Annotated in this window: 19 protein-coding genes; 11 read left to right on the top strand and 8 right to left on the bottom strand. The window is 50.9% G+C overall.

Translation table 11 applies throughout. The features are described 5' to 3' along the window. Window positions 1-852, top strand: coding sequence for an EamA family transporter (locus AC0YNS_RS22590; protein ID WP_475783329.1), 852 nt, complete (start codon window positions 1-3; stop codon window positions 850-852). Window positions 853-858: 6 nt separating this feature from the next. Here the strand turns inward: AC0YNS_RS22590 and AC0YNS_RS22585 are convergent, their stop codons facing one another. Next, a complete protein-coding gene (locus tag AC0YNS_RS22585) occupies window positions 859-1,638 on the bottom strand; it encodes a DeoR/GlpR family DNA-binding transcription regulator (RefSeq protein WP_475783208.1) in 780 nt (259 codons plus the stop codon). A 128-nt stretch (window positions 1,639-1,766) separates the two neighbouring features. Between AC0YNS_RS22585 and AC0YNS_RS22580 the strand changes: the two genes are divergently transcribed. The 3 genes from AC0YNS_RS22580 to hmpA all read left to right on the top strand — a co-directional run bounded on the left by AC0YNS_RS22580 (window position 1,767) and on the right by hmpA (window position 5,698). Beyond that, window positions 1,767-2,636: an endonuclease/exonuclease/phosphatase family protein gene (locus AC0YNS_RS22580; RefSeq protein WP_475783207.1), complete on the top strand. Its 870-nt coding sequence runs from the start codon at window positions 1,767-1,769 to the stop codon at window positions 2,634-2,636. A gap of 45 nt (window positions 2,637-2,681) precedes the next feature. Further along, window positions 2,682-4,271 (top strand): histidine kinase N-terminal 7TM domain-containing diguanylate cyclase, encoded by a 1,590-nt coding sequence (locus tag AC0YNS_RS22575; RefSeq protein WP_475783206.1) that lies wholly within the window; start codon window positions 2,682-2,684, stop codon window positions 4,269-4,271. 161 nt (window positions 4,272-4,432) lie between these two features. Then, entirely contained in the window at window positions 4,433-5,698 is a 1,266-nt protein-coding gene (hmpA, locus tag AC0YNS_RS22570; RefSeq protein WP_475783205.1) for an NO-inducible flavohemoprotein, read from the top strand. Window positions 5,699-5,705: 7 nt separating this feature from the next. Here the strand turns inward: hmpA and AC0YNS_RS22565 are convergent, their stop codons facing one another. Continuing rightward, on the bottom strand, window positions 5,706-6,218 hold the full coding sequence (locus AC0YNS_RS22565) for a Crp/Fnr family transcriptional regulator (protein ID WP_475783204.1): 513 nt from the start codon (window positions 6,216-6,218) through the stop codon (window positions 5,706-5,708). Between the two features lie 56 nt (window positions 6,219-6,274). Beyond that, entirely contained in the window at window positions 6,275-7,444 is a 1,170-nt protein-coding gene (gene dnaN / locus AC0YNS_RS22560; RefSeq protein WP_475783203.1) for a DNA polymerase III subunit beta, read from the bottom strand. Between the two features lie 429 nt (window positions 7,445-7,873). On the opposite strand from dnaN, the gene AC0YNS_RS22555 reads away from it, so the two are divergent. Beyond that, window positions 7,874-8,605 carry a class I SAM-dependent methyltransferase gene (locus AC0YNS_RS22555; protein ID WP_475783202.1) on the top strand — a complete coding sequence of 244 codons (732 nt, stop codon included), beginning with the start codon at window positions 7,874-7,876 and terminating at the stop codon, window positions 8,603-8,605. A gap of 311 nt (window positions 8,606-8,916) precedes the next feature. On the opposite strand, the gene AC0YNS_RS22550 is transcribed toward AC0YNS_RS22555, so the two are convergent. Next, window positions 8,917-9,525, bottom strand: a complete 609-nt coding sequence (locus tag AC0YNS_RS22550; protein WP_475783201.1) for a TetR/AcrR family transcriptional regulator — start codon at window positions 9,523-9,525, stop codon at window positions 8,917-8,919. Between the two features lie 196 nt (window positions 9,526-9,721). Here AC0YNS_RS22550 and AC0YNS_RS22545 point away from each other — a divergent pair, with 196 nt between their 5' ends. From AC0YNS_RS22545 to AC0YNS_RS22535, 3 genes are all read left to right on the top strand, one after another. Continuing rightward, window positions 9,722-10,897, top strand: a complete 1,176-nt coding sequence (locus AC0YNS_RS22545) for a YhgE/Pip domain-containing protein (RefSeq protein ID WP_475783200.1) — start codon at window positions 9,722-9,724, stop codon at window positions 10,895-10,897. Between the two features lie 149 nt (window positions 10,898-11,046). Beyond that, window positions 11,047-11,382, top strand: a complete 336-nt coding sequence (locus AC0YNS_RS22540) for a MerR family transcriptional regulator (protein WP_475783199.1) — start codon at window positions 11,047-11,049, stop codon at window positions 11,380-11,382. Between the two features lie 9 nt (window positions 11,383-11,391). Then, entirely contained in the window at window positions 11,392-11,841 is a 450-nt protein-coding gene (locus AC0YNS_RS22535) for an SRPBCC family protein (RefSeq protein WP_475783198.1), read from the top strand. Window positions 11,842-11,903: 62 nt separating this feature from the next. On the opposite strand, the gene AC0YNS_RS22530 is transcribed toward AC0YNS_RS22535, so the two are convergent. Both AC0YNS_RS22530 and AC0YNS_RS22525 read right to left on the bottom strand, forming a co-directional pair. Beyond that, window positions 11,904-12,722: a VOC family protein gene (locus AC0YNS_RS22530; protein ID WP_475783197.1), complete on the bottom strand. Its 819-nt coding sequence runs from the start codon at window positions 12,720-12,722 to the stop codon at window positions 11,904-11,906. Between the two features lie 106 nt (window positions 12,723-12,828). Next, on the bottom strand, window positions 12,829-14,280 hold the full coding sequence (locus tag AC0YNS_RS22525; protein WP_475783196.1) for an MDR family MFS transporter: 1,452 nt from the start codon (window positions 14,278-14,280) through the stop codon (window positions 12,829-12,831). 177 nt (window positions 14,281-14,457) lie between these two features. Here AC0YNS_RS22525 and AC0YNS_RS22520 point away from each other — a divergent pair, with 177 nt between their 5' ends. Beyond that, a complete protein-coding gene (locus tag AC0YNS_RS22520; RefSeq protein WP_475783195.1) occupies window positions 14,458-15,144 on the top strand; it encodes a TetR/AcrR family transcriptional regulator in 687 nt (228 codons plus the stop codon). A 49-nt stretch (window positions 15,145-15,193) separates the two neighbouring features. On the opposite strand, the gene AC0YNS_RS22515 is transcribed toward AC0YNS_RS22520, so the two are convergent. Both AC0YNS_RS22515 and trpB read right to left on the bottom strand, forming a co-directional pair. Continuing rightward, window positions 15,194-15,901 (bottom strand): histidine phosphatase family protein, encoded by a 708-nt coding sequence (locus AC0YNS_RS22515; protein ID WP_475783194.1) that lies wholly within the window; start codon window positions 15,899-15,901, stop codon window positions 15,194-15,196. Window positions 15,902-15,926: 25 nt separating this feature from the next. Continuing rightward, window positions 15,927-17,090, bottom strand: coding sequence for a tryptophan synthase subunit beta (trpB, locus tag AC0YNS_RS22510; protein WP_475783193.1), 1,164 nt, complete (start codon window positions 17,088-17,090; stop codon window positions 15,927-15,929). A gap of 485 nt (window positions 17,091-17,575) precedes the next feature. On the opposite strand from trpB, the gene AC0YNS_RS22505 reads away from it, so the two are divergent. After that, window positions 17,576-17,941 carry a DUF4180 domain-containing protein gene (locus AC0YNS_RS22505; protein WP_475783192.1) on the top strand — a complete coding sequence of 122 codons (366 nt, stop codon included), beginning with the start codon at window positions 17,576-17,578 and terminating at the stop codon, window positions 17,939-17,941. 76 nt (window positions 17,942-18,017) lie between these two features. After that, window positions 18,018-19,037 (top strand): SDR family oxidoreductase, encoded by a 1,020-nt coding sequence (locus AC0YNS_RS22500; RefSeq protein ID WP_475783191.1) that lies wholly within the window; start codon window positions 18,018-18,020, stop codon window positions 19,035-19,037. Window positions 19,038-19,067 lie beyond the last annotated feature (30 nt).

Below are 19,067 nucleotides of genomic sequence, written 5' to 3'. Positions count from 1 at the left end.
ATGCTGGTATTGGCTGTTTTCCTTGTGCTGTTCTCCGGGCTTACACATGCCGTATGGAATTTGTTTGCCAAACGCAGCTTGAACAAAGCGGCTTTCTTATGGATCATCCTTCTTCCATCGACAGTCTTCCTGATTCCGCTCGTTATAAGCCGGCTGCTAAGCAAAGCGCTGCCCTGGCAGGCTTATATGCTTATTCTCATTACGATGCTGATACAAGGCTGCTACGCTTTTCTGCTGACCAAAGCCTACACGCTTGGGGATTTGTCGCAAATGTATCCCATCATGAGGGGGACGGCAACACTGCTCGTTCCTACGGTCGGCGTTGCTTTTCTTGGAGAGTCGTTGTCTGTTTGGGGCTGGGCCGGCATTCTGTGTATGATCGTCAGTTTCTTCAAAATCAGTGATTGGTCGTTTCGAAGGAGCAAGAGGGGGCGGTCATCCAAACCAATACTCGTTGCGTTCGGGGTGGGGTTATGTACAACCTGCTACGTGTTCGTGGATAAATTGACGCTAGACTATTTATCACCGCCTGAGCTGCTTTGTCTAGGTAATGCAGGTTTCCTGTTGGCATTGACACCAACGGTGCTGCGTTCAGGCAAGTGGAAGACCGAGCTAAAGACAAATTGGCGAGTTATCCTTATGGGGGTCGTGCTTTCGCCGGGTTCGTATTTGTTATTCTTATTTGCGATGAACCTGGCTCCGATGGCTCACATCTCGCCGATTCGAGAGATCGGGACGGTCTTCGCAACCTTGCTTGGCATCCTGGTACTGAAGGAACAGCAGGGGATGAAGCGAATTGCATCATCGGCTGCGATTGCGTCCGCGATCGTGGTCATCAGCGTGTTCGGTTAGGTTAAGTTAAGGGGTCATCCAGCGTATCGGGTGTTTGGCGAGTGCCTCATCCCAATCTGCCGGAGGGGCTTGATTACACAAGATACAGGACACATCCTCCAGATCGCCGAGCTTATACGGGAAACGATGTCCGAGCTTCGTATAATCAGCCGTTACAATAACCTCCGTCGCATGGGAGATGGCCTTGCGGGATACGGCGGACTTGCTATTGTCCAGGCTGGTAAGACCGGCTTCGGCATGGATGCCATCAACGGAAATGAAAGCTTTATCGATATAATAATGGCCCAGAGCCGCTTCAGTCATCGACCCTGCGCACCTGGCATGCAAGGAACTGATTTCTCCGCCGAGAAATAAGATTCGGCCATCGAAACGCCCTTGATTCTGTTGTTCCATTAATAGTGCGGCAGCGGGAAACGAATGGGTCAGCACCGTTAAGGCGGTTTGGGTCAAATGCGGAATGACCGTCAGGAGGGTCGTTCCTTCATCGAGAAAGATCACATCTCCATCACGAACGAGGCCGGCCGCCTGCCGGCCTATTTGATTTTTCTCCTCGCGCTTCAGCGTCATCCGCTCCAAATAAGGCGGTTCCTCGTAGCTGACGGAAGGCTTAACAGCGCCGCCGTACACCTTCTTCAGCTTCGCCTGCCCTTCCAGCTCATCCAAGTATCTGCGCACCGTTTCCTTCGATACGTCAAATAGCTGCACCAATTCCGAAGAAGACACATTTCCGTTCTGCTCAAGCAGGTCCAGTATCTTCTGTTTGCGTTCCTCGCCGATTAGCGACATTGTATCCGTAACCTCCAGGCCAAGTGCTTTACTACTTGTCATTTTAACAGAAAAATCGGCAGGAAGTTCTCCTGTATATCCAAATCCGACGCGATTCGTTAAAATAATTGAAAAGGGGAGATGCAGGCATGATGCAACCAACAGATAGCGTTACGATCATGACATTCAACACTTGGCTGGGCGGCGAGGCCGTTCATGACGGTGTGAACAAGATTGCCCGTGCGGTTGAGCTGTCCGGCGCGGACATTGTAGGTTTTCAGGAAACGCCGGATCCGGGGAAAGCAGTAGCGGAGAAGCTCGGCTGGCATTACTATCAGAACCAAGAGGGCCGTGCAAACTGCAGCGTGATTAGCAAATATCCCATCATCGAAGCGAGCCACGTGGAGGGGATGAGCGCGATACTCACTCACATTCAGCTGCCTTCCGGACAAGTCATTCTTGTCGCCGATGCCCATCTGTATTATGATCCTTACGGTCCGTATTGGGCTTTGTTCGATAATAAACCGACAGACGAAATTGCAGTGATGGAGCAAGAGGCTCGGGGCAGAGAGCTGGCGCTGGTTCTGCGTGATCTTGCCCCTCATCTGGCATCAGACATGCCGCTGTTCCTTATGGGCGATTTCAATGCGCCTTCCCATCTGGATTGGGGCGATGATACGAAGTCACTGCATGACGGTTATGTCGTTCGATGGCCGGTCAGTGCAATGGCGGAAGAGGCGGGGCTTCAGGATTCGTACCGCATCGTGCATCCCGATCCGGCAGCTATGCCCGGCCTTACATGGTCGACCGTTCATACGCCGGAGCATCCTTGGGGAGATAACCCGTTTGAGCCGCAGGACCGCATTGATTATATCTATTATCATGGTTCCCGTGTGAAGGTTGTGAGCTCCGAAGTGTTTGTCGTCGGGGAGCCGAAGGGATTCGGCAATCATGAGGATAATGAGTGGCCGTCCGATCATGCGGCGGTCATATCAACCTTCCAAATCGTAACGCCGTAATGATAAAAGGGAATCGCTCAGATTCCGAGTGGAGTGCATAGGGGAATGGGAACGCCATATTCGGCTATTCTAACGTTAATGGTTACGGCCGGCGTCATTAATGTCATTATGGGGATTTACATCTTAACGAATCGTGCAAGGCAGTCCATGTCGAAGACCTTTGTCGCACACTGCTTGCTGTCTGCGATTTATATATTCGGCTCTGCGCTGGAGCTGTCTGCGGGTTCACTGGAAGAGATCACATTCTGGATCAAGGTTGAATACATCGGGATGCCGTTTCTTCCTCCCATCAATTTGCTGCTCATTATGTATTTTCTCGGCATGGACCGCTATTTGAAGCCCGCTTTGCGCATGGGACTGTTCATCCTGCCGCTCGTCACCGTCGCGCTCGTCATGTCGAACGAGATGCATCATCTATATTATCGATCAATCACGATAAGGCCGGAATTAGGGTTCCTGAAGGTCGATCTGAACGCTGGACCTTGGTACATTATCCAAGGCGCGTATACGTTTGGTTGTATGTTCGGGGGCGTTGCACTGCTGCTGCTGTACTGGAACCGGATGAAATCGGCTTATCGGCTTCAGCATATTACGATGTTGGTCGGGCTGCTGCTGCCGCTCGCGGGTGATTTTGTGTACCTCGGTAATTTGACGCCTCAGGGGATCGACCCGATTCCGGTCATAATGGCAGGGACCTCTGCGCTGTATATGTGGGCACTCGCTTCGCGAGGCTTAATGAACGTGGCGCCGATTGCACGGGATAATCTGTTCGAGAGCATGAGTGACGGCGTACTCGTACTGGATATGAATAATCGGCTGGTCGATTACAACCCGGCCGCTGCGCAGGTGATGCCGCAGTTATCGACGTATTCGCTCGGGCGATCGATCGAACCGTTATGGCGCCAGCATTCGGATGACAGCATCCTCCTTGAGGAGGTTGATTCGCAGAGTACGCAAGAAACGTTGTGGGAGAAAGACGGACAGTCGTACTACTACGATATTCGGGTTTCGGTTGTTAGGAAGAAAGGCGGTCAGGAAACGGGCAAGCTGATTGTACTCATCGATGTGTCTGAACGTGTTCGGCTGCAGCAGCGATTGCATGAGCTTGCTTTTCACGATGGCCTTACGGGAATATATAATCGGACGCATTTCTTACAGCTGAGCGAGAAGCTGCTTGGGGAATCCTTATCGAGCGGGGAGCCGCTTGCGCTGTTATTATTTGATATCGACCACTTCAAACGGATTAATGACACCTATGGACATGATATCGGTGACCGAGCGCTCCTTCACATAGTCGGAGTATGCCGCAAGGTGCTGCGCACGGAAGACGTGCTTGCTCGCTATGGCGGGGAGGAATTCGTTGTGATGATGCCGGGGTTGTCACTGGAGGAAGCGGAAGCTGCGGCGCACCGGGTTCGTAATGAGCTTGTCAGGGAGCAGATGGCGTTATCGGTAGCGCCGGATGGATTCATAGCTGTAACGGCGAGCTTTGGGGTTGCTGTGGTGAGTGGTGAAACGGAGACGGACTGGGACGATATGAAACAGCTGTTGAAGGCTGCCGATCGTGCCTTGTATGAGGCCAAGCATGCGGGACGTAATACGGTACGTGTTGCGAACCATACCGTCAGAGTATAAAGACTGAAATGCAGAGTAAGCCGCCGGAAGGTGGCTTTTTGCTTTGTTGCTGCCCCTGATTTCACAGATCGTTGCGAATTCTTGTGATTGTAATCACATCGACTGCATGAGGTGCCTTGTATACTTGGATTATTCCAAGTGACGAAAGCGAGGAACAAGCCATGCTTAGCAAGCAAACCATCGACATTATTAAATCAACCGTTCCGGTATTAGAAGTGCACGGCACGACCATTACGAAGCGATTCTATCATCTGCTGTTTACCGCTCATCCCGAGCTGCTTCATATGTTCAATCATGCGAATCAAACCAAGGGCAGGCAGCAGACAGCACTGGCCAATGCGGTCTATGCGGCGGCGCTCCATATCGACAAGCTGGAGATGATTCTGCCGGTTGTGAAACAGATTGCCCATAAACATCGGAGTTTGGGCGTGAAAGCGGAGCATTACCCCATCGTCGGGCAAATGCTGCTTACAGCGATCAAGGATGTGTTGGGAGAAGCTGCAACGGACGAGATTCTGAACGCATGGGCGGAGGCCTACGGGATCATCGCGAATGTGTTTATCGAGACGGAAGCCGAAATGTACAAGCAGGCCGAGCAGCAAAATGGCGGTTGGGCAAACTATCGGGCATTTCGTGTGCAGAAGAAGGTACGAGAGAGTGACGTTATTACATCCTTCTATTTGGTGGCGGAGGATGGAGGCGCACTTCCTGCTTTTGAACCGGGGCAGTATGTGAGTGTTAAGGTGCACATTCCCGGTGAAACGTACACGCATATTCGTCAGTACAGCTTATCCGGCGCGCCGGGTAAACCGTATTATCGCATCTCGGTCAAACGCGAAGAGGCGTTTCCGGACAAGCCCGAAGGGAAAGTCTCCATGTACCTGCATGAGCAGATCAACCAAGGAGATGTGCTGCGGCTATCGGCGCCTGCGGGCCACTTCACGCTAGATGTCGCGGATACAAGGCCTGTTGTCTTGATTAGTGGAGGCGTGGGGTTAACGCCGCTAGTGAGTATGCTATCCACCTTGACGGACAGCTATTCGGATCGTCCGGTTACCTTCATTCATGCTGCTCAGAATGCCAATGTGCATGCCTTGCGATCCGAAGTGGAGGAGATTGCGTCGCGAGCTCCACAGGTATCCGTGTATTGGTGCTATAACAAGCCGACAGAGGATGACCGTGCGGCGCAAGCTTTTCATAAAGAAGGTTATATCGACCTGCCATGGCTCCAAGACGTCTTGTCGACGAAGGATGCGAGCTTCTACTTCTGCGGTCCGGAGCCGTTTATGAGAATGGTGTTCGGCCTCTTGAAGGAGTGGGGCGTCGCCACAGAGGATATTCATTATGAATTCTTCGGAACGGGCGGCAGCTTGGAGGAGGCACCGGAAAAGTCGTCTCAGCCGCAGGAAACAACTGCTGCGCAATAGTGAGGGGTTACTTGGTTTCGCCTTCCGATTGGCTGCGCAGCAACCGATTGATGGTTTCCCTGCGCAGCCCGAGAAATTGCCCGATCTCATCTTGTGTCAGCACATCGGATAGGGAATCAGGAGAGATGTAAGCTTGAAACCAAGCCTGGAGCTTACGCAGCTTCTCTGCCGGCGCAACCTCGGTTAATTGGTCAATGCGCTGCTGCATCATACGCAGCTTGTCCTGCAGCTTGAGGGCGATGTCGCGACATTGCGCCGGATTATGTTCAAGCTCTTCGTACCACATCTCGGCAGGCAAACAATCGACTTCGCAAGTGACGAGTGCAATTGCAGTGCCGTAGTAAGGGTTAGGGCTGATTAAGGAATGATGCGGGATGATTTCGTCCGGCACAATGATATTGACCAAGATCTGCGAGCCGTCCTGATGGACGCGAACGATCTTCAGTAAACCGCTCTTTAAGTGATAGAGGGGGCCGGATTCCCCTTGACGGAATAGGGTTTCGCCTTTGTGTATGATCATCGTTACCTCGTGAATGCCGGCCCTTGCCGGCATTTTTTTATTTTAGTATAACCGATCTAATGTGGACCTGACCTAATGGGCGTAAGCATGTACATCGATTCTTCAGTGGCGGCGGTATTCGCGGGGCGGATCACGATGGGATTGCATGCGCCGGCTAATTGCATGTTTACGGTATGATCTGCGATGGAACGGATAATTTCAATCATGAAGCGTCCATTGAAATATACGGTAACGTCTTGTTCGGGGCTGCTGCTCACGGCATCAATTTCCTCGTAGACGTCTCCAATTTCGGCTGCCCGGGCTGTGAGAGAAACCGAGTGGGGAGAGCGTGTATGCAGTTTAACCACGTTGCTGTCGCCTGCTAATATCGTGACTCGTTCAAGAGCATACAGCAAGTGCTTGGTGTTAAAGCTAAGATCGGTATGGTGAGCAGCAGGTCTCATAACCTTGTCTAGAGAAGGAAAAGTCCCCTCAATGAGGGAGGATTGCTGGTGAAAATTAGCGGTTCGAAGGGTGATCGTGCGGTCGGGGTCGCCGATACTGATGTCCGTCGTTGCCTCGTCATCTTGCAGCATTTTGGCAAAATCGGTTAAATGTTTCCCCGGAATAATGATAGGTGCGCTCGGCGTGGATGTGCTTGAGATATAGTCGGTTGTCGATTGGAAGGAGAGCTGAACGCCATCGGTCGCCGCGAGCTGCAGATGATTACCGTTAAAGGCGTATAGTACGCCTGTCAATACAGGTCTGGATTCGGAAGCGGCAACGGCAAAATCAACCTGTTTAATCAGCTTCTTCAAATGACTGTTCGAGATCCGAATGCCGATCGGTGAGTTGTCTGTTGTTGCTGCTGCTGTGCTGCGCGGGTAATCTTCGGCATCCATGCCGTTTAAATGATAGCGCGATGACGGAGAAGTAATGGTGAGGGTTAATCCGCCGAGAAGCTCAAGCTGAATCGAATCTACCGCCTGAAGGCTGCGAACGATATCGACTAAATAACGCGAAGGCACGACGATTCGGCCGCTCCTGTGAATGATGACATCGACATCATGTACCGGAATGAAGGACGTCAGCATCATGCTCATGTTACCTGCGGTGACGGTTATTCCTGAGGAATCAGCGGTGAGCAGGATACCGGAGAGGATCGGAATTGTACTCTTGCCGGAAGCGGCATGAGCGACAGCTTGAAGTGCCCGGAGCAGCAGCAGTCGGTTTACTTGAACGAACATGAAACCCTCACCTGCCCTCCGAAAGTTCATTGTGTAAGTAGGTTTCGATAATGCCCCTCAGCCCCTCGGATTTGGAGCAGGATTTCGCCATGCAGTGGGCTTCAAGAGCCTGCCACACCTCAGCGGATAAGGTTAGAGAGACCTTCCTTGTTTCCCCGAAGCCTTTGCGTCCGGCCCCCTCACGAGAACCGCCCTTCGAGAAAAGCATGGACATTTGTCCTTCGTGGTTCGGTATGCCGAGCTTTATGTTTTTGGTAGAAGGGGGAGTCATGATGAACAGCACCGCCTTTGTTTGAATATGGTTACTTTAATCAATAATTACATAATTTAACTGTAGCATAGTGCGTAATGTAGTGGCAACAAAAAACTTGTCCCTTCACGTTTCCACTCTCTATACTTAAAGTAATTTGCTACAAGGGGGCCGCTTAGATGAAACAGAACAAATACGATGATCCGGACTTCTTCGCCCAATACAATCAAATGCCTCGTTCCATCGGCGGACTGGAGGCGGCCGGGGAGTGGCCGGCACTGCGAGCGCTTATGCCTGTCCTGCAGGGGAAGCGGGTGCTTGATCTGGGCTGCGGCTTCGGTTGGCATTGCCGGTATGCCCGTGAGATGGGGGCCGGCTCTGTTATCGGCGTGGATTTGTCCGAGATGATGCTTGCACGCGCTAAGGCGTTCGAGCATGATTCGGGCATTGCGTATCATCAGCTTGCGATAGAGGACATCGCTTTCGCCGCTGAACAGTTCGATGTCGTAATTAGCTCGCTCGCTCTACATTACGTCCAACGGTTCGATATCGTCTGCCGTAAGATCCATGAGTACCTTGTACCGGGGGGCAGCTTTATTCTTTCGGTGGAGCATCCCGTGTTCACCGCGCGCGCTGCACAGGACTGGCATTACAGTGCCGAAGGGGAAAGGCTGCACTGGCCGGTCGACGATTATCAACAGGAAGGCATGCGGCAAACGAGGTTTCTGGACAATGATGTGGTGAAATACCATCGTACGGTTGCGACGATAATCAATCAGTTAATCGAGGCAGGCTTCACCATCAGGAAGCTATCTGAGCCGCAGCCTACGCCGGAAGCGATCGCCGCCTATCCCGATATGCGGGATGAAACTCGCCGTCCACTATTTCTGCTGGTTGCCGCGGAGAAGTAGTGTTCGATTGCATACAAAGAAGCTGTCCCAGAAGAGTGTCTTATGACTCTGCTGGGACAGCTTCTTTGGTCTAGACCGGGGAATGGTGGTTCTTCAATCGCTCCCGCGGTGAAGGTAATGTTGCATGGAATGCAACATCTATTCATCTGGAATGCCTAATTTGGTTTAATGTTGCAGAACCTGCAACATATTAACGTGAAATAGTTGTCAAATTGGCGATTCGGGAAGAAATTGTTGCAACAAATACAACAATTTCTCTATGAGGCTGATAATCCGACGGAAATGTTGCACAAATAGCAACTTTGTTAACCCTACCCTTCCAGAGCGCCGGTCATCCGGAGCGGGCCGCGGCGCATGATTCGGGACATAATCTGAGCCATTTCGCGCGGGGTATAAATCATTCCGGTTTCCAGCCAGTGCTGCACGACGCCAAAGTTAGCGGAAATAATATAGGCGGTGAGAAAATCGCGCGGCACGAGAAGCTTCTGATCCTCAGGCTGAAGCTGCATCAGCTTGTTATAGAGATGCTTAAGCATGAGTTCTTTGTACGTGACGATAAACGAGGGATCACCCTTGGGTCCCATCATAACCCTGAAGAAATCACTATTCTCCTTCAAGAAACCAAAGACATCCACCATAAAAGGATAAGGTTCATCGCGTTCCACATGCTGGATAAGCAGTTCCGGGTCGGCTAGCTGAATACAGGCTTCGAAGCCGCTCCAGATCTCCGTTTTGCATTGCTCCAGCAGATCGAATTTATCGTGGTAGTGCAAGTAGAAGGTTCCCCGATTAAGTCTGGCTTTGAGCGTTAAATCCCGAATGGTAATCGCTTCGAAGCCTTTCTCCTCAATAAGTTCAATCAGTGCGCTGCGGAGCATATCTTTCGTTCGCTCAATGCGGAGATCGGTTTTCTGAGACATGCGTTCAAGCTGCCCCTTTCTGTAATGAAATATAATTTTAGGATGAATATTGGCTCATAATGAACAGCGGCATTGCCATGTGTTGAATAAGCAACAGAAGCGTCTGATCTTGATTATTGAGTTCTGCCCCAAAATCATTATAATAAACACGGTGATCATTATTCAACACGATGTCCATTATAAGGTGGTGGCAAGTTTGCATAAGAATTTGTTAAAGCAGAAATTAGTTTGGATTGGCGCAGTTGCTGTACTGGCTGTGCTCATGGTGTTCGGGGTAGCGATGATTGGACCTGCTGCCGGAGCGGCTCCGAAAGAGCTCCCGCTTGCGCTGGTTGTCTTGGATCAACCGGCTGATAAACCCGATGGATCCCAGTTGGCCGTTGGAGAGATGTTAAAGGAGAAAATGACCCAGCAAAAACAGCTGCCGATTAAATGGGAGATCGTGAGCTCCAAGGAAGAGGCACTTGCTGGGATTGATAATCAGGCCTATTATGGCGCATTGATCCTGCCGGCTGATCTAAGCGCGGGCTTGCTTTCGCTGCAGTCCGCTGCGCCGCAGCCTGCACAGCTGCAGATCTATGTGAGCGAAGGAAAGAACGCACAGGTAGCAAGCACAGTGAACATGCTGCTGCAGACAGCGATGCAAAAGATCAGCAGTCAGCTGTCGGCGCAGCTTCTGGAAGAGATCGGGAAGCACGCCGATGCCATTCCGGTAAGGTCCGCCGGTGCGCTGCTGGAGCCGTTCACGGTCAGCTCGCAAATTGTGCATCCCGTAGGTGCTAACAATGCCAGCGGTAACGCACCATTGCTGCTCACGCAGATGATGTGGCTCAGCTGCTTGGCAGTCAGCATAACGTTGTTCTTGGCGTCGCAGCAAGCGGTGAAAGCCGGCGGCGGCCATATGCGTATCGTGTTGACAAAGCTTGTAATGGGCCTCGTAATCGTCACGGGTGCAACGGCCTTTCTTGTATGGATGTCTGGCTCCTGGTATGGCATGGAGCTCTCGGATCGAACGCAGCTATGGTTGTTCCTCTTATTGGCAGGGGCGGCATTCTTCCTGTTTCAAACAACTTTACTGCGCTGGATTGGCATGCCGGCGGTTCCGCTCATGGTGCTGTTATTCTTCTTCTCGATGCCGGTTATTAACATGGCACCTGAGATGCTGCCAACTGCTGCGAAGGATTGGCTGTACAGCTGGACGCCGCTGCGGTTTGTCGCGACGGGCTTGCGCTCGGTGATGTACTTCGACGGTACCAACATGAACGGCACGTATCGGGTGCTTGGCTGGTTGTCCGGCATTTGCATGCTGGTTGCCGCCGCATCTGTACTTAAACCGAAGAAAGTAGCAGCGACTTTAGATCGTTCTATGTAAGTGATGTCTACCTCTAAAATGACTAAATCGGAATCCAGGTATTCCGGTTTGGTCGCTTTTTTTGTGCGCAAGTTATAATCAATACAATACAAAACCATATTGACTCTGTGGTGCACCCCACGGTTTATGCTGGGAGAGGGAGGAGATTCATGTACAAGATCAGCGAATTCTCGGAGATGACCGGGCTGAGTAAGGAAACGCTGCGTTATTATGCGGAAGTGAAGCTGCTGGAGCCTGTTTTTATCGATCCCTCGAACAAGTATCGGTACTACGACGACGGCAGTTATTTTATAGCGGTGCTGCTTACGAAATTGAGACGATTCGGCTGTACGATTCAGGAGATGAGCGAGGTTATGAGTGACGAGTCCTTTGCGCATCTGGAAGGGCTGTTGGAACAGAAACGGGGCAACATCCAGCTACAAATAAGGGATCTCCTGTTACAGGTAGAAGAAATTGATGAATTCCTTGCATCGGGAAGGGAGTAGTGGACACATATGCTGACATGGAAAGAAGAAACGACGATTCACGCACCGATCGAGAAGGTATGGGACCTATTCTCAGATCGGAATATCAATCGAATTATGCCCAAGGTTGAGGAGCATACGCTCATCGAGAAGACCAAGAGGGAAGCGGGAGCCAAGCATCGTCAGAAATACCGGGAGGGCAAGCGCGTCGAGACGTATATTGTCGACACCTTGGTCTATGAGGACCTGCCTGATTCCAAGCGAAAAACGATCCACTTCGTATTAGGCAAAGCTTTTGAGATTACGCTCACTTTCACAGTCGTACGAGTCGATGACGCGCGCACGACCTTCATCTATGAAGGGCAGAACAAAGGGGTAAACTTCGTCGGACGAGCCATGCTGAAACTCGGCAGCCAGAAAGCGAATTTGAAAGTAGTGCATGAGTTTATGGCGCTGGTGGATCAAGAAGCAAGAAAATAAAGCATAGCCGCAATAAAGAAGCGCCTGCTCAAACACGATCAGGCGCTTCTTTGTTAGGGTATCTAGCGAGCGAGCGGCAATTGCAATCGGGCGGCCACATCGGCTTCAAATTCGTCAGTGAGTTCCAGGCAAATCGGATACGCATGCAGCTGGAAGCTGACTCGATTCGGAGCATCGGATTCCGATTCTGATTCATAGGGTATACCCTCGGCATCCAATCTCGATTGGACCCCTTCAAGAAAAGCGATACTGCTCACACCGAGGGTTACATTCATAGCGGGCGGCAATGCAGTCATCGCGATGGGAATCCATTTTCGCGCTTTGGATACAATGACCGCATGGGCTGTTCCGCCAATGGCAAACGTAAAATTATCATAAACTTTATCAAGTTTAAAGCCCAATAATCGCACCAGTTGCTCGCGAAAAGCAACTACGGCGTCTGTCTCTACAGGGAAGCCCACTTCCCGCAGGTAGAGGAGACCCATGGCCCCGATCGGAGGCAGAACGCCTTCCTGTACGTAGGAGTGACAGATGATTTCCAGCAAGTTGCCGTCGCCATCGCGGAAGTAGACGTTCTTTCCCGTACCGCCGAAATCATCCACGATGCGGCCGTCCGGCCACTTGAGGAGAGTGACATTCTGATCACCCAGCCAGCTTACCGCTGCATCGAAGCCGGAGGTCGCCACTTCGAAAGCGATATGCGCCGGAGCGCTCGGCTCCAATCCTTCCGTGAAACATAGGGTCATAGAAGGTGTTGGCTGGAGATGAATCTCGGTATCCGACTCGTATTGGATGGGAAAAGCAAGCTGCTCATGGTAAAACTGCTTCACGCCTTGAATCGAGAAGGTTTGCAGCTGCAAACGAGAGAAATGTGTCACCATAACCATCCGCCTCCTTATATATACTTATAATACATTTATGTATATAAAGTTGGCAATCCTTAACATAAAAAGAGCGGCGCAGAGGGAATCCTCTACGCCGCTATCATTATGCCGCTACCGCAGCAGGCTGCGTGCGACGAGCTTGTTTGCGAATCAAGAAGGTGAACGGCAGCGCAGCAACGGCGATATACGTTGCAACCATGAAGACGTCATTCACGCTCATCGTAAAACCAAACAACGGAATGAGATTCGCTGTCTCTGTTCCAGCTGCTGTCAGCTCCGTTACATGCGTAATCGTGTGCGAGGCGAGCAGGGAAGTGAATAACGCGATGGCAAAGGAACCGCCCACGTTACGAATCCAGTTCGTCACCGAGGAAGCATGCCCAACCATCTGAGGTTGAATCTCTTCCATACCCGCTGTGCTTGTAGCAGCCGCAGCGAATGATACCCCGAGGTTACGCACCGCCATCCAGAAAATGATGTACAGATGCGAGGTGTCATTATGCATATGCGTCATTTCGTAGCTGCCGAATACGATAAGCACGAGTCCGCCGATCGTCAGCCATTTGGCACCGAAGCGCGGATAAATTTTACCGGCCAGCGGCATCGAAAGCGCCATAATCAGGGAGGATGGAAGCAGGATTAAGCCCGTGTCCATCGGTGTAATTTGTTGAACGTTCTGCAAGAAGAGCGGAACGAGCAGTGTTCCCGAATAAAGGCTGATTGTAATGATCGTGTTAGCCAGTAACGTGATGGAGAAACGGTAATTGCCGAATACCCGCAGGTCGAGCAGCGGATTGTCTGTGCGAAGCTCGCGCCAGATGAACAAGACGAGCATGACAGCCCCGAATACGAAGAGCCCTATTGTCTTGCTGGAATCCCAGCCCCATTGACGCCCCTGACTTAATGCGACAAGAAGCGATACACTGCTGAGGACGACTGTAGCCAGGCCGAGCTTATCCAAGCTGGTGGCCTTGCCAATACGATAGTTAGGAATCATCGCAATAATAAACACAATGGCAATAATGCCGATTGGCACATTGATGAAGAAGAGCCAGCGCCAGCTGAACTGCTGGATGAGCCAGCCGCTGATTGTCGGTCCAAATGCAGGTGCAAGCATCGCCGAAAGCCCCCAGATACTAACGGCGAAAGGCTGCCGTTCCTTCGGAATCACTTGGAAGATGATTGTCATCGTTGCAGGTAAAACCAAGCCTGTAAAGATACCTTGAATAATACGGAAGGTAATCAGCGAACCGATTCCCCATGAGAAGCCGCACAGCAAGGAGAACACGACAAAACCGGCCATGGCATACAAGTACACGTTCTTGTAGCCAAATCGGTTCCCCAGGTACCCTGTCAGCGGAGCGACGGTACCTAATGAAAGCATGAAGCCGGTCAGTGTCCACTGCACCGTACTCAAGCTTGCATGAAAGTCTTGCATAAAGATCGACAGCGCGACGTTAATCGTGCTGATACCCAGAATACTGAGAAAGGCGCCAAAGAAGATCGCAATCATAATGGGCCAGAAACGAACATTCGGTACAGATGAATGATCCATGAACAAACTCAACTCCAATCGTAATAACGGCCATAGGCCTACTGTAGAGTTGATCATACTGCAATACTCAGACAAAGTAAACTACTTTTATGGTTTTTAGTTTACTTTGTATAATTTGTTTATTTTAATGTTAAGTTTGTGTATACTAGGAAGCAAGAAAGTGAGTGTGAGCGCTTTATGGAACCGACAGGCGAAACGCAAAGCTGCCGCTACACCGATGAATCCACGAAGGATAAATACGTAGCCAAGCTGCTGCATCCCATCAAAACGAACGGGTTTCAGGGACTTCGTATGGACGACATCGCTAAAGCCATGGACTTGTCCAAAGCAACGCTATATAAGTATTTCACTTCCCGCGACGAAATTATTGAACGATTAACTGCACTCTTTATCAAATATATTGTTTGCGCAGAAGCGAAGCTGGCGGAAGGCGACAGTAAGGCCTACATTGAAGGTTTTCAGTCCGCATTCGCCCAATCGCTGCTTATTGCCAACTATAGTACGGAAGTGTTCTTCAACGATATGCGCGAGGTGTATCCACAGTTGATGGCTTCTCTGAATGTCGCCATTAGCGAGCGCAATGAACGGCTGCGGAGGTTCTATGAACGCGGCATGAAAGAGGGCTATATGCATGAGCTCAATGCGACGCTGCTCATCCTGCAGGACGAGCTGATGTTCCGTAACTTGCTGGATCCGCATTGTCTGATGAAGCAGAATCTGACGCTGCGAAATGCCATTAGCGATTATTATCAACTCAAGAAGCTGCAGCTATTCAAGCCTGACGTCTATGCACAGATCGATGATTCGTCGATGGTAGAACGAATTGAGCATCTGGTGCGCAAGGTTACCTACGGAGTTGCGTAATATGACAAAGAAGCCTGCGGAGTTAATATCCTCCACAGGCTTCTTTCTGTTAATCAATATTGTTCGCGATTAAGCCCGCTTTGCTAAGCGGAAGTGCGGCATGGTAGAGATGGCCGACATCTCCAATGCCGTAGCAGCGCGGAGCGGCCCATCCGTGATCGTACTCTTCCATGACGACTGTAGTGACGGAGCTCGGCGCAATCCAGAAACCGGACCAAACCATCGGCAATGGCAGCTCGAGCAGATGGGACAGCCAGGCAAGGCCGAAGCCAAGGTGGCAGAATATTGCGATCGTATCTCGGTTCGAATGCTCAATCTTATAGCGCCCGCCTTCGCGGCGGTAGCCGTTCTCCAAGAAGAATTGATCCGAGTTATCCTTAATTTCTTGGAATCGGCCTGCGAAGGAAGGGTCATTGTAGGGCGCCCGCTCATGCCAATCGTCACTTGAAGGGAACGGCCGATGCTCACGGACCCAAGTATGGTCGGCATTCCAAGCGACGGTGGATTGGCCGTCTCGGTTCTTCATTTGCCAGCCGCCGAGCTCCTCAAGCCAGGGGAGGACGGTTGCCTCCAGTCCGATCTCGTCTGCGGTATATTGCATCGTATGAAGTGCTCGTCCAAGCGGTGAACTGTAGATGCGATCAATTCTCGTGCCGGAGAGCCGTTCTGCCAGTGCTTTCGCTTCAAGATGGCCCGGCCCCGTAATGGTATTATTGGGATAGTCAGGCTCTGCATGCCGGATGATGTAAATCTTCATCGATTACCTCCAGATATCCTGGTTTCTATTTCTTCAGCATATGGAACACTTGCTCGACATCTTTGTCTCCGCGTCCGGACAAGTTCACGATGATAATTTGGTCCTTGCTCATGGCCCCGGCCAGCTTCTTCGCATAAGCGATCGCGTGCGCGCTTTCGAGTGCCGGGATAATTCCCTCTGTACGGGACAGCTCTTGGAAGGCGGCTAACACTTCCTCGTTGCTGACGGTTACGTATTCAGCACGCTCAGTTACCTTCAGATGGCTGTGCTCCGGACCGATTCCCGGGTAATCGAGACCTGCGGCAATCGAATACGTCTTCTTCGGATTGCCTTCCTCATCAAGGAGCACCAAACACTTAAACCCGTGAATGATGTTTGGCACGCCTTCGGTTAGGCTTGGCGCTTGGTCAGGCTCCACACCAATCAGCCGCACGGAAGGCTCGTCCAAGTAGTGGGCGAAAGCGCCGATGGCGTTACTTCCTCCACCAACACAGGCCAGCACCGCATCCGGAAGTCGACCTTCTTTCTCAAGGATTTGCCGCTTCGATTCTTCACTGATGACGGATTGGAAATGCTTCACCATCGTCGGGAAAGGATGCGGACCCACAGCGGAGCCGAGCAGATAGAATGTATTTTTGTAGTTTTGGATGAGATCGTTCAGCGCTTCGTCTACGGCGTCCTTTAATCGCCCTTGTCCTTTATGAACCGGAACGACAGTTGCACCCAGCAGCTCCATGCGGAATACATTGAGCGATTGGCGACGCGTATCCTCTGCGCCCATATAAATGACACAGTCCATCTTGAACATGGCACATGCCGTTGCAGTCGCCACGCCATGTTGGCCGGCACCTGTCTCGGCAATGATTCGTTTGGCACCCATCCGTTTGGCTAGCAGAATTTGGCCGACGACGTTGTTAATTTTGTGCGCGCCGGTATGGTTCAGATCTTCGCGCTTTAAGTACACTTTGGGACCGCCCCATGCATCGGATAGCTGTTTGGCGTAGGTAAGCGGATTTTCGCGGCCGACATACTCTTTCAAATAATAGCGCAGTTCCTCATTAAACTCGGGATCGTCTTTATAGGCGTAGAATTGCGCACTCAAATAATCGAGCACCTCTTGCAATTCAGGCGGTACAAAGCTGCCCCCGAACTCACCGAAGTATCCTTCTTGCATTTGCGTATCACTCATCTTGAAAGCGCCTCCAATACGGGATATAGGATATGAATCGAATTTCTTTAATCCTATCATACTGCGTGAGATTGTCATTGAAAAAAATGGGAATTTACGCTCTCGAAATTCTAACGAACCCAGGAGGTCTTATTTGCCCCAAAACGGGCATTTGAAATTCTAACGGATCCCAGAAGCCTTATATAGCCACAATTTCATCCCTGACATCCATTTTGGGCTGAATAGCGTCTCTACAGTTCGTTAGAATTTTCGAGAGGCCATTATCGTCCCGATAAGACCTGTACGGTTCGTTACAATTTCGGCGCTGCGGTTGACGCTGCCACAGGTGCGTTTGCCGACTGTAACACGAACAAAGTTAGCCTCTATAGTAGTTGTCGATAGGATTTTCGTCATTTGGGCGTGTATAGTAAGGGATATAGGATTGTGCTGCAGTTGCGGGATTAGTATGCAGTGTGGCAAGGCAAATAAGGAAGGTGCGTGCACGTATGAATATTACCGTTAATCAGCAAGGAAGCTCGAAGGTAGCGATTATTGAAAGCTCAGATATTCTCATCGAAGACGTTCAAAGTGCGCTGGATCTGATGGCCACCGTTCGTTACAACGAGGACTGCGACAAAATACTGTTGAACAAATCCAATGTAACGGAAAATTTCTTCGATCTTAAAACTCGGATTGCCGGAGACATTTTGCAGAAATTCACGAATTACCAGCTGAAGCTGGCGATCGTCGGCGACTATGATGGCTACGACAGCAAGAGCTTGAAGGATTTCATCTATGAGAGCAATCACGGTAAACAGGTGTTTTTCCTAAACGATCAACAGGCTGCGCTGGATGCGCTCCATAGTGTTTAATCCGTCATTCAAGAGGAGTACGCGGCTGCGAAGAGAATAAGTAAAGTATCTTTCTATTTCTTCTCGGAGGTGGCTTATGAAAGCATTATTCATCGGTGGAACAGGTATCATCAGTTCCGCGATTACGAGGCAGTTATCGGAAACCGCAGGATGTGAGCTGTATCTGTTAAACCGAGGCACTCGCAACGAGAGTTTGCCGGCTAATGTAAAGGTACTTCAAGCGGATATTAACGATGAAGGTCAAGTGGCCAAGCTGATTGAAGACTTGAGCTTTGATGTTGTGGCAGACTTTATCGCGTTTCGTCCGGAGCAGCTCGAGAGAGATTATCGGTTGTTTCATGGGAAAACCAAACAGTTCATCTTCATCAGCTCCGCTTCTGCCTATCAGAAGCCGTTGTCGGATTATCGCGTTACAGAAAGCACGCCGCTGGCCAATCCTTATTGGGAGTACTCCCGCAATAAGATTGCTTGCGAAGAATACTTAATCAAGCAATACCGGGAGCAAGGCTTCCCGATTACGATTGTTCGGCCTAGTCACACCTATGATGAGCGTTCCATCCCGCTTGGCGTGCATGGCAGCAAGGGGAGCTGGCAGGTTGCCCGGCGGATGCTGGCGAACAAACCGGTCATTATACACGGCGACGGAACTTCCTTGTGGACGATGACGCACAACCGTGATTTTGCAAAAGGTTTCATTGGCTTAATGGGCAACATCCATGCAATCGGGGAAGCCGTTCAAATCACGTCCGACGAAACGGTGACCTGGAACCAAATTTACGCGGCCATCGCGGATGCGCTTGGCGTGAAACTCCAAGCGGTTCATGTATCCTCAGAGTTCTTGGCGGCATGCAGCAAAGAGGACTACACGGGCGGCTTAATCGGAGATAAAGCCAATTCTGTCGTGTTCGATAACGCGAAGCTCAAACGGCTTGTTCCGGACTTTGTGGCTGCTACGCGCTTTGACCAAGGGGTTAAACAGACCGTGGCTCATGTGCTCGCTCATCCGGAATGCCAAACGGAAGATCCGGAATTCGATGTTTGGTGCGATAAGGTTATCGATGCGCTGCAAGGGGCGATTGCATCCGTTAAGGGTTAGCCGCGTTACTGCGACAATAAGCCGCTTCGT

This window comes from Paenibacillus sp. J22FR21, from assembly GCF_056269135.1.
Note: the sequence above shows the minus strand (reverse complement) of the source record. Positions and strands in the feature narration are given on the sequence as shown.

Excerpts from the sequence above, each read along its gene's own strand:
- AC0YNS_RS22590 (WP_475783329.1), top strand. The coding sequence starts at position 1 with ATGCTGGTATTGGCTGTTTTCCTTGTGCTGTTCTCCGGGCTTACACAT.
- AC0YNS_RS22585 (WP_475783208.1), bottom strand. The coding sequence starts at position 1,638 with ATGTCGCTAATCGGCGAGGAACGCAAACAGAAGATACTGGACCTGCTT.
- AC0YNS_RS22555 (WP_475783202.1), top strand. The coding sequence starts at position 7,874 with ATGAAACAGAACAAATACGATGATCCGGACTTCTTCGCCCAATACAAT.
- trpB (WP_475783193.1), bottom strand. The coding sequence starts at position 17,090 with ATGAGTGATACGCAAATGCAAGAAGGATACTTCGGTGAGTTCGGGGGC.
- hmpA (WP_475783205.1), top strand. The coding sequence starts at position 4,433 with ATGCTTAGCAAGCAAACCATCGACATTATTAAATCAACCGTTCCGGTA.
- AC0YNS_RS22515 (WP_475783194.1), bottom strand. The coding sequence starts at position 15,901 with ATGAAGATTTACATCATCCGGCATGCAGAGCCTGACTATCCCAATAAT.
- dnaN (WP_475783203.1), bottom strand. The coding sequence starts at position 7,444 with ATGTTCGTTCAAGTAAACCGACTGCTGCTGCTCCGGGCACTTCAAGCT.
- AC0YNS_RS22580 (WP_475783207.1), top strand. The coding sequence starts at position 1,767 with ATGATGCAACCAACAGATAGCGTTACGATCATGACATTCAACACTTGG.
- AC0YNS_RS22565 (WP_475783204.1), bottom strand. The coding sequence starts at position 6,218 with ATGATCATACACAAAGGCGAAACCCTATTCCGTCAAGGGGAATCCGGC.
- AC0YNS_RS22535 (WP_475783198.1), top strand. The coding sequence starts at position 11,392 with ATGCTGACATGGAAAGAAGAAACGACGATTCACGCACCGATCGAGAAG.
- AC0YNS_RS22550 (WP_475783201.1), bottom strand. The coding sequence starts at position 9,525 with ATGTCTCAGAAAACCGATCTCCGCATTGAGCGAACGAAAGATATGCTC.
- AC0YNS_RS22540 (WP_475783199.1), top strand. The coding sequence starts at position 11,047 with ATGTACAAGATCAGCGAATTCTCGGAGATGACCGGGCTGAGTAAGGAA.
- AC0YNS_RS22505 (WP_475783192.1), top strand. The coding sequence starts at position 17,576 with ATGAATATTACCGTTAATCAGCAAGGAAGCTCGAAGGTAGCGATTATT.
- AC0YNS_RS22520 (WP_475783195.1), top strand. The coding sequence starts at position 14,458 with ATGGAACCGACAGGCGAAACGCAAAGCTGCCGCTACACCGATGAATCC.
- AC0YNS_RS22530 (WP_475783197.1), bottom strand. The coding sequence starts at position 12,722 with ATGGTGACACATTTCTCTCGTTTGCAGCTGCAAACCTTCTCGATTCAA.
- AC0YNS_RS22500 (WP_475783191.1), top strand. The coding sequence starts at position 18,018 with ATGAAAGCATTATTCATCGGTGGAACAGGTATCATCAGTTCCGCGATT.
- AC0YNS_RS22575 (WP_475783206.1), top strand. The coding sequence starts at position 2,682 with ATGGGAACGCCATATTCGGCTATTCTAACGTTAATGGTTACGGCCGGC.
- AC0YNS_RS22525 (WP_475783196.1), bottom strand. The coding sequence starts at position 14,280 with ATGGATCATTCATCTGTACCGAATGTTCGTTTCTGGCCCATTATGATT.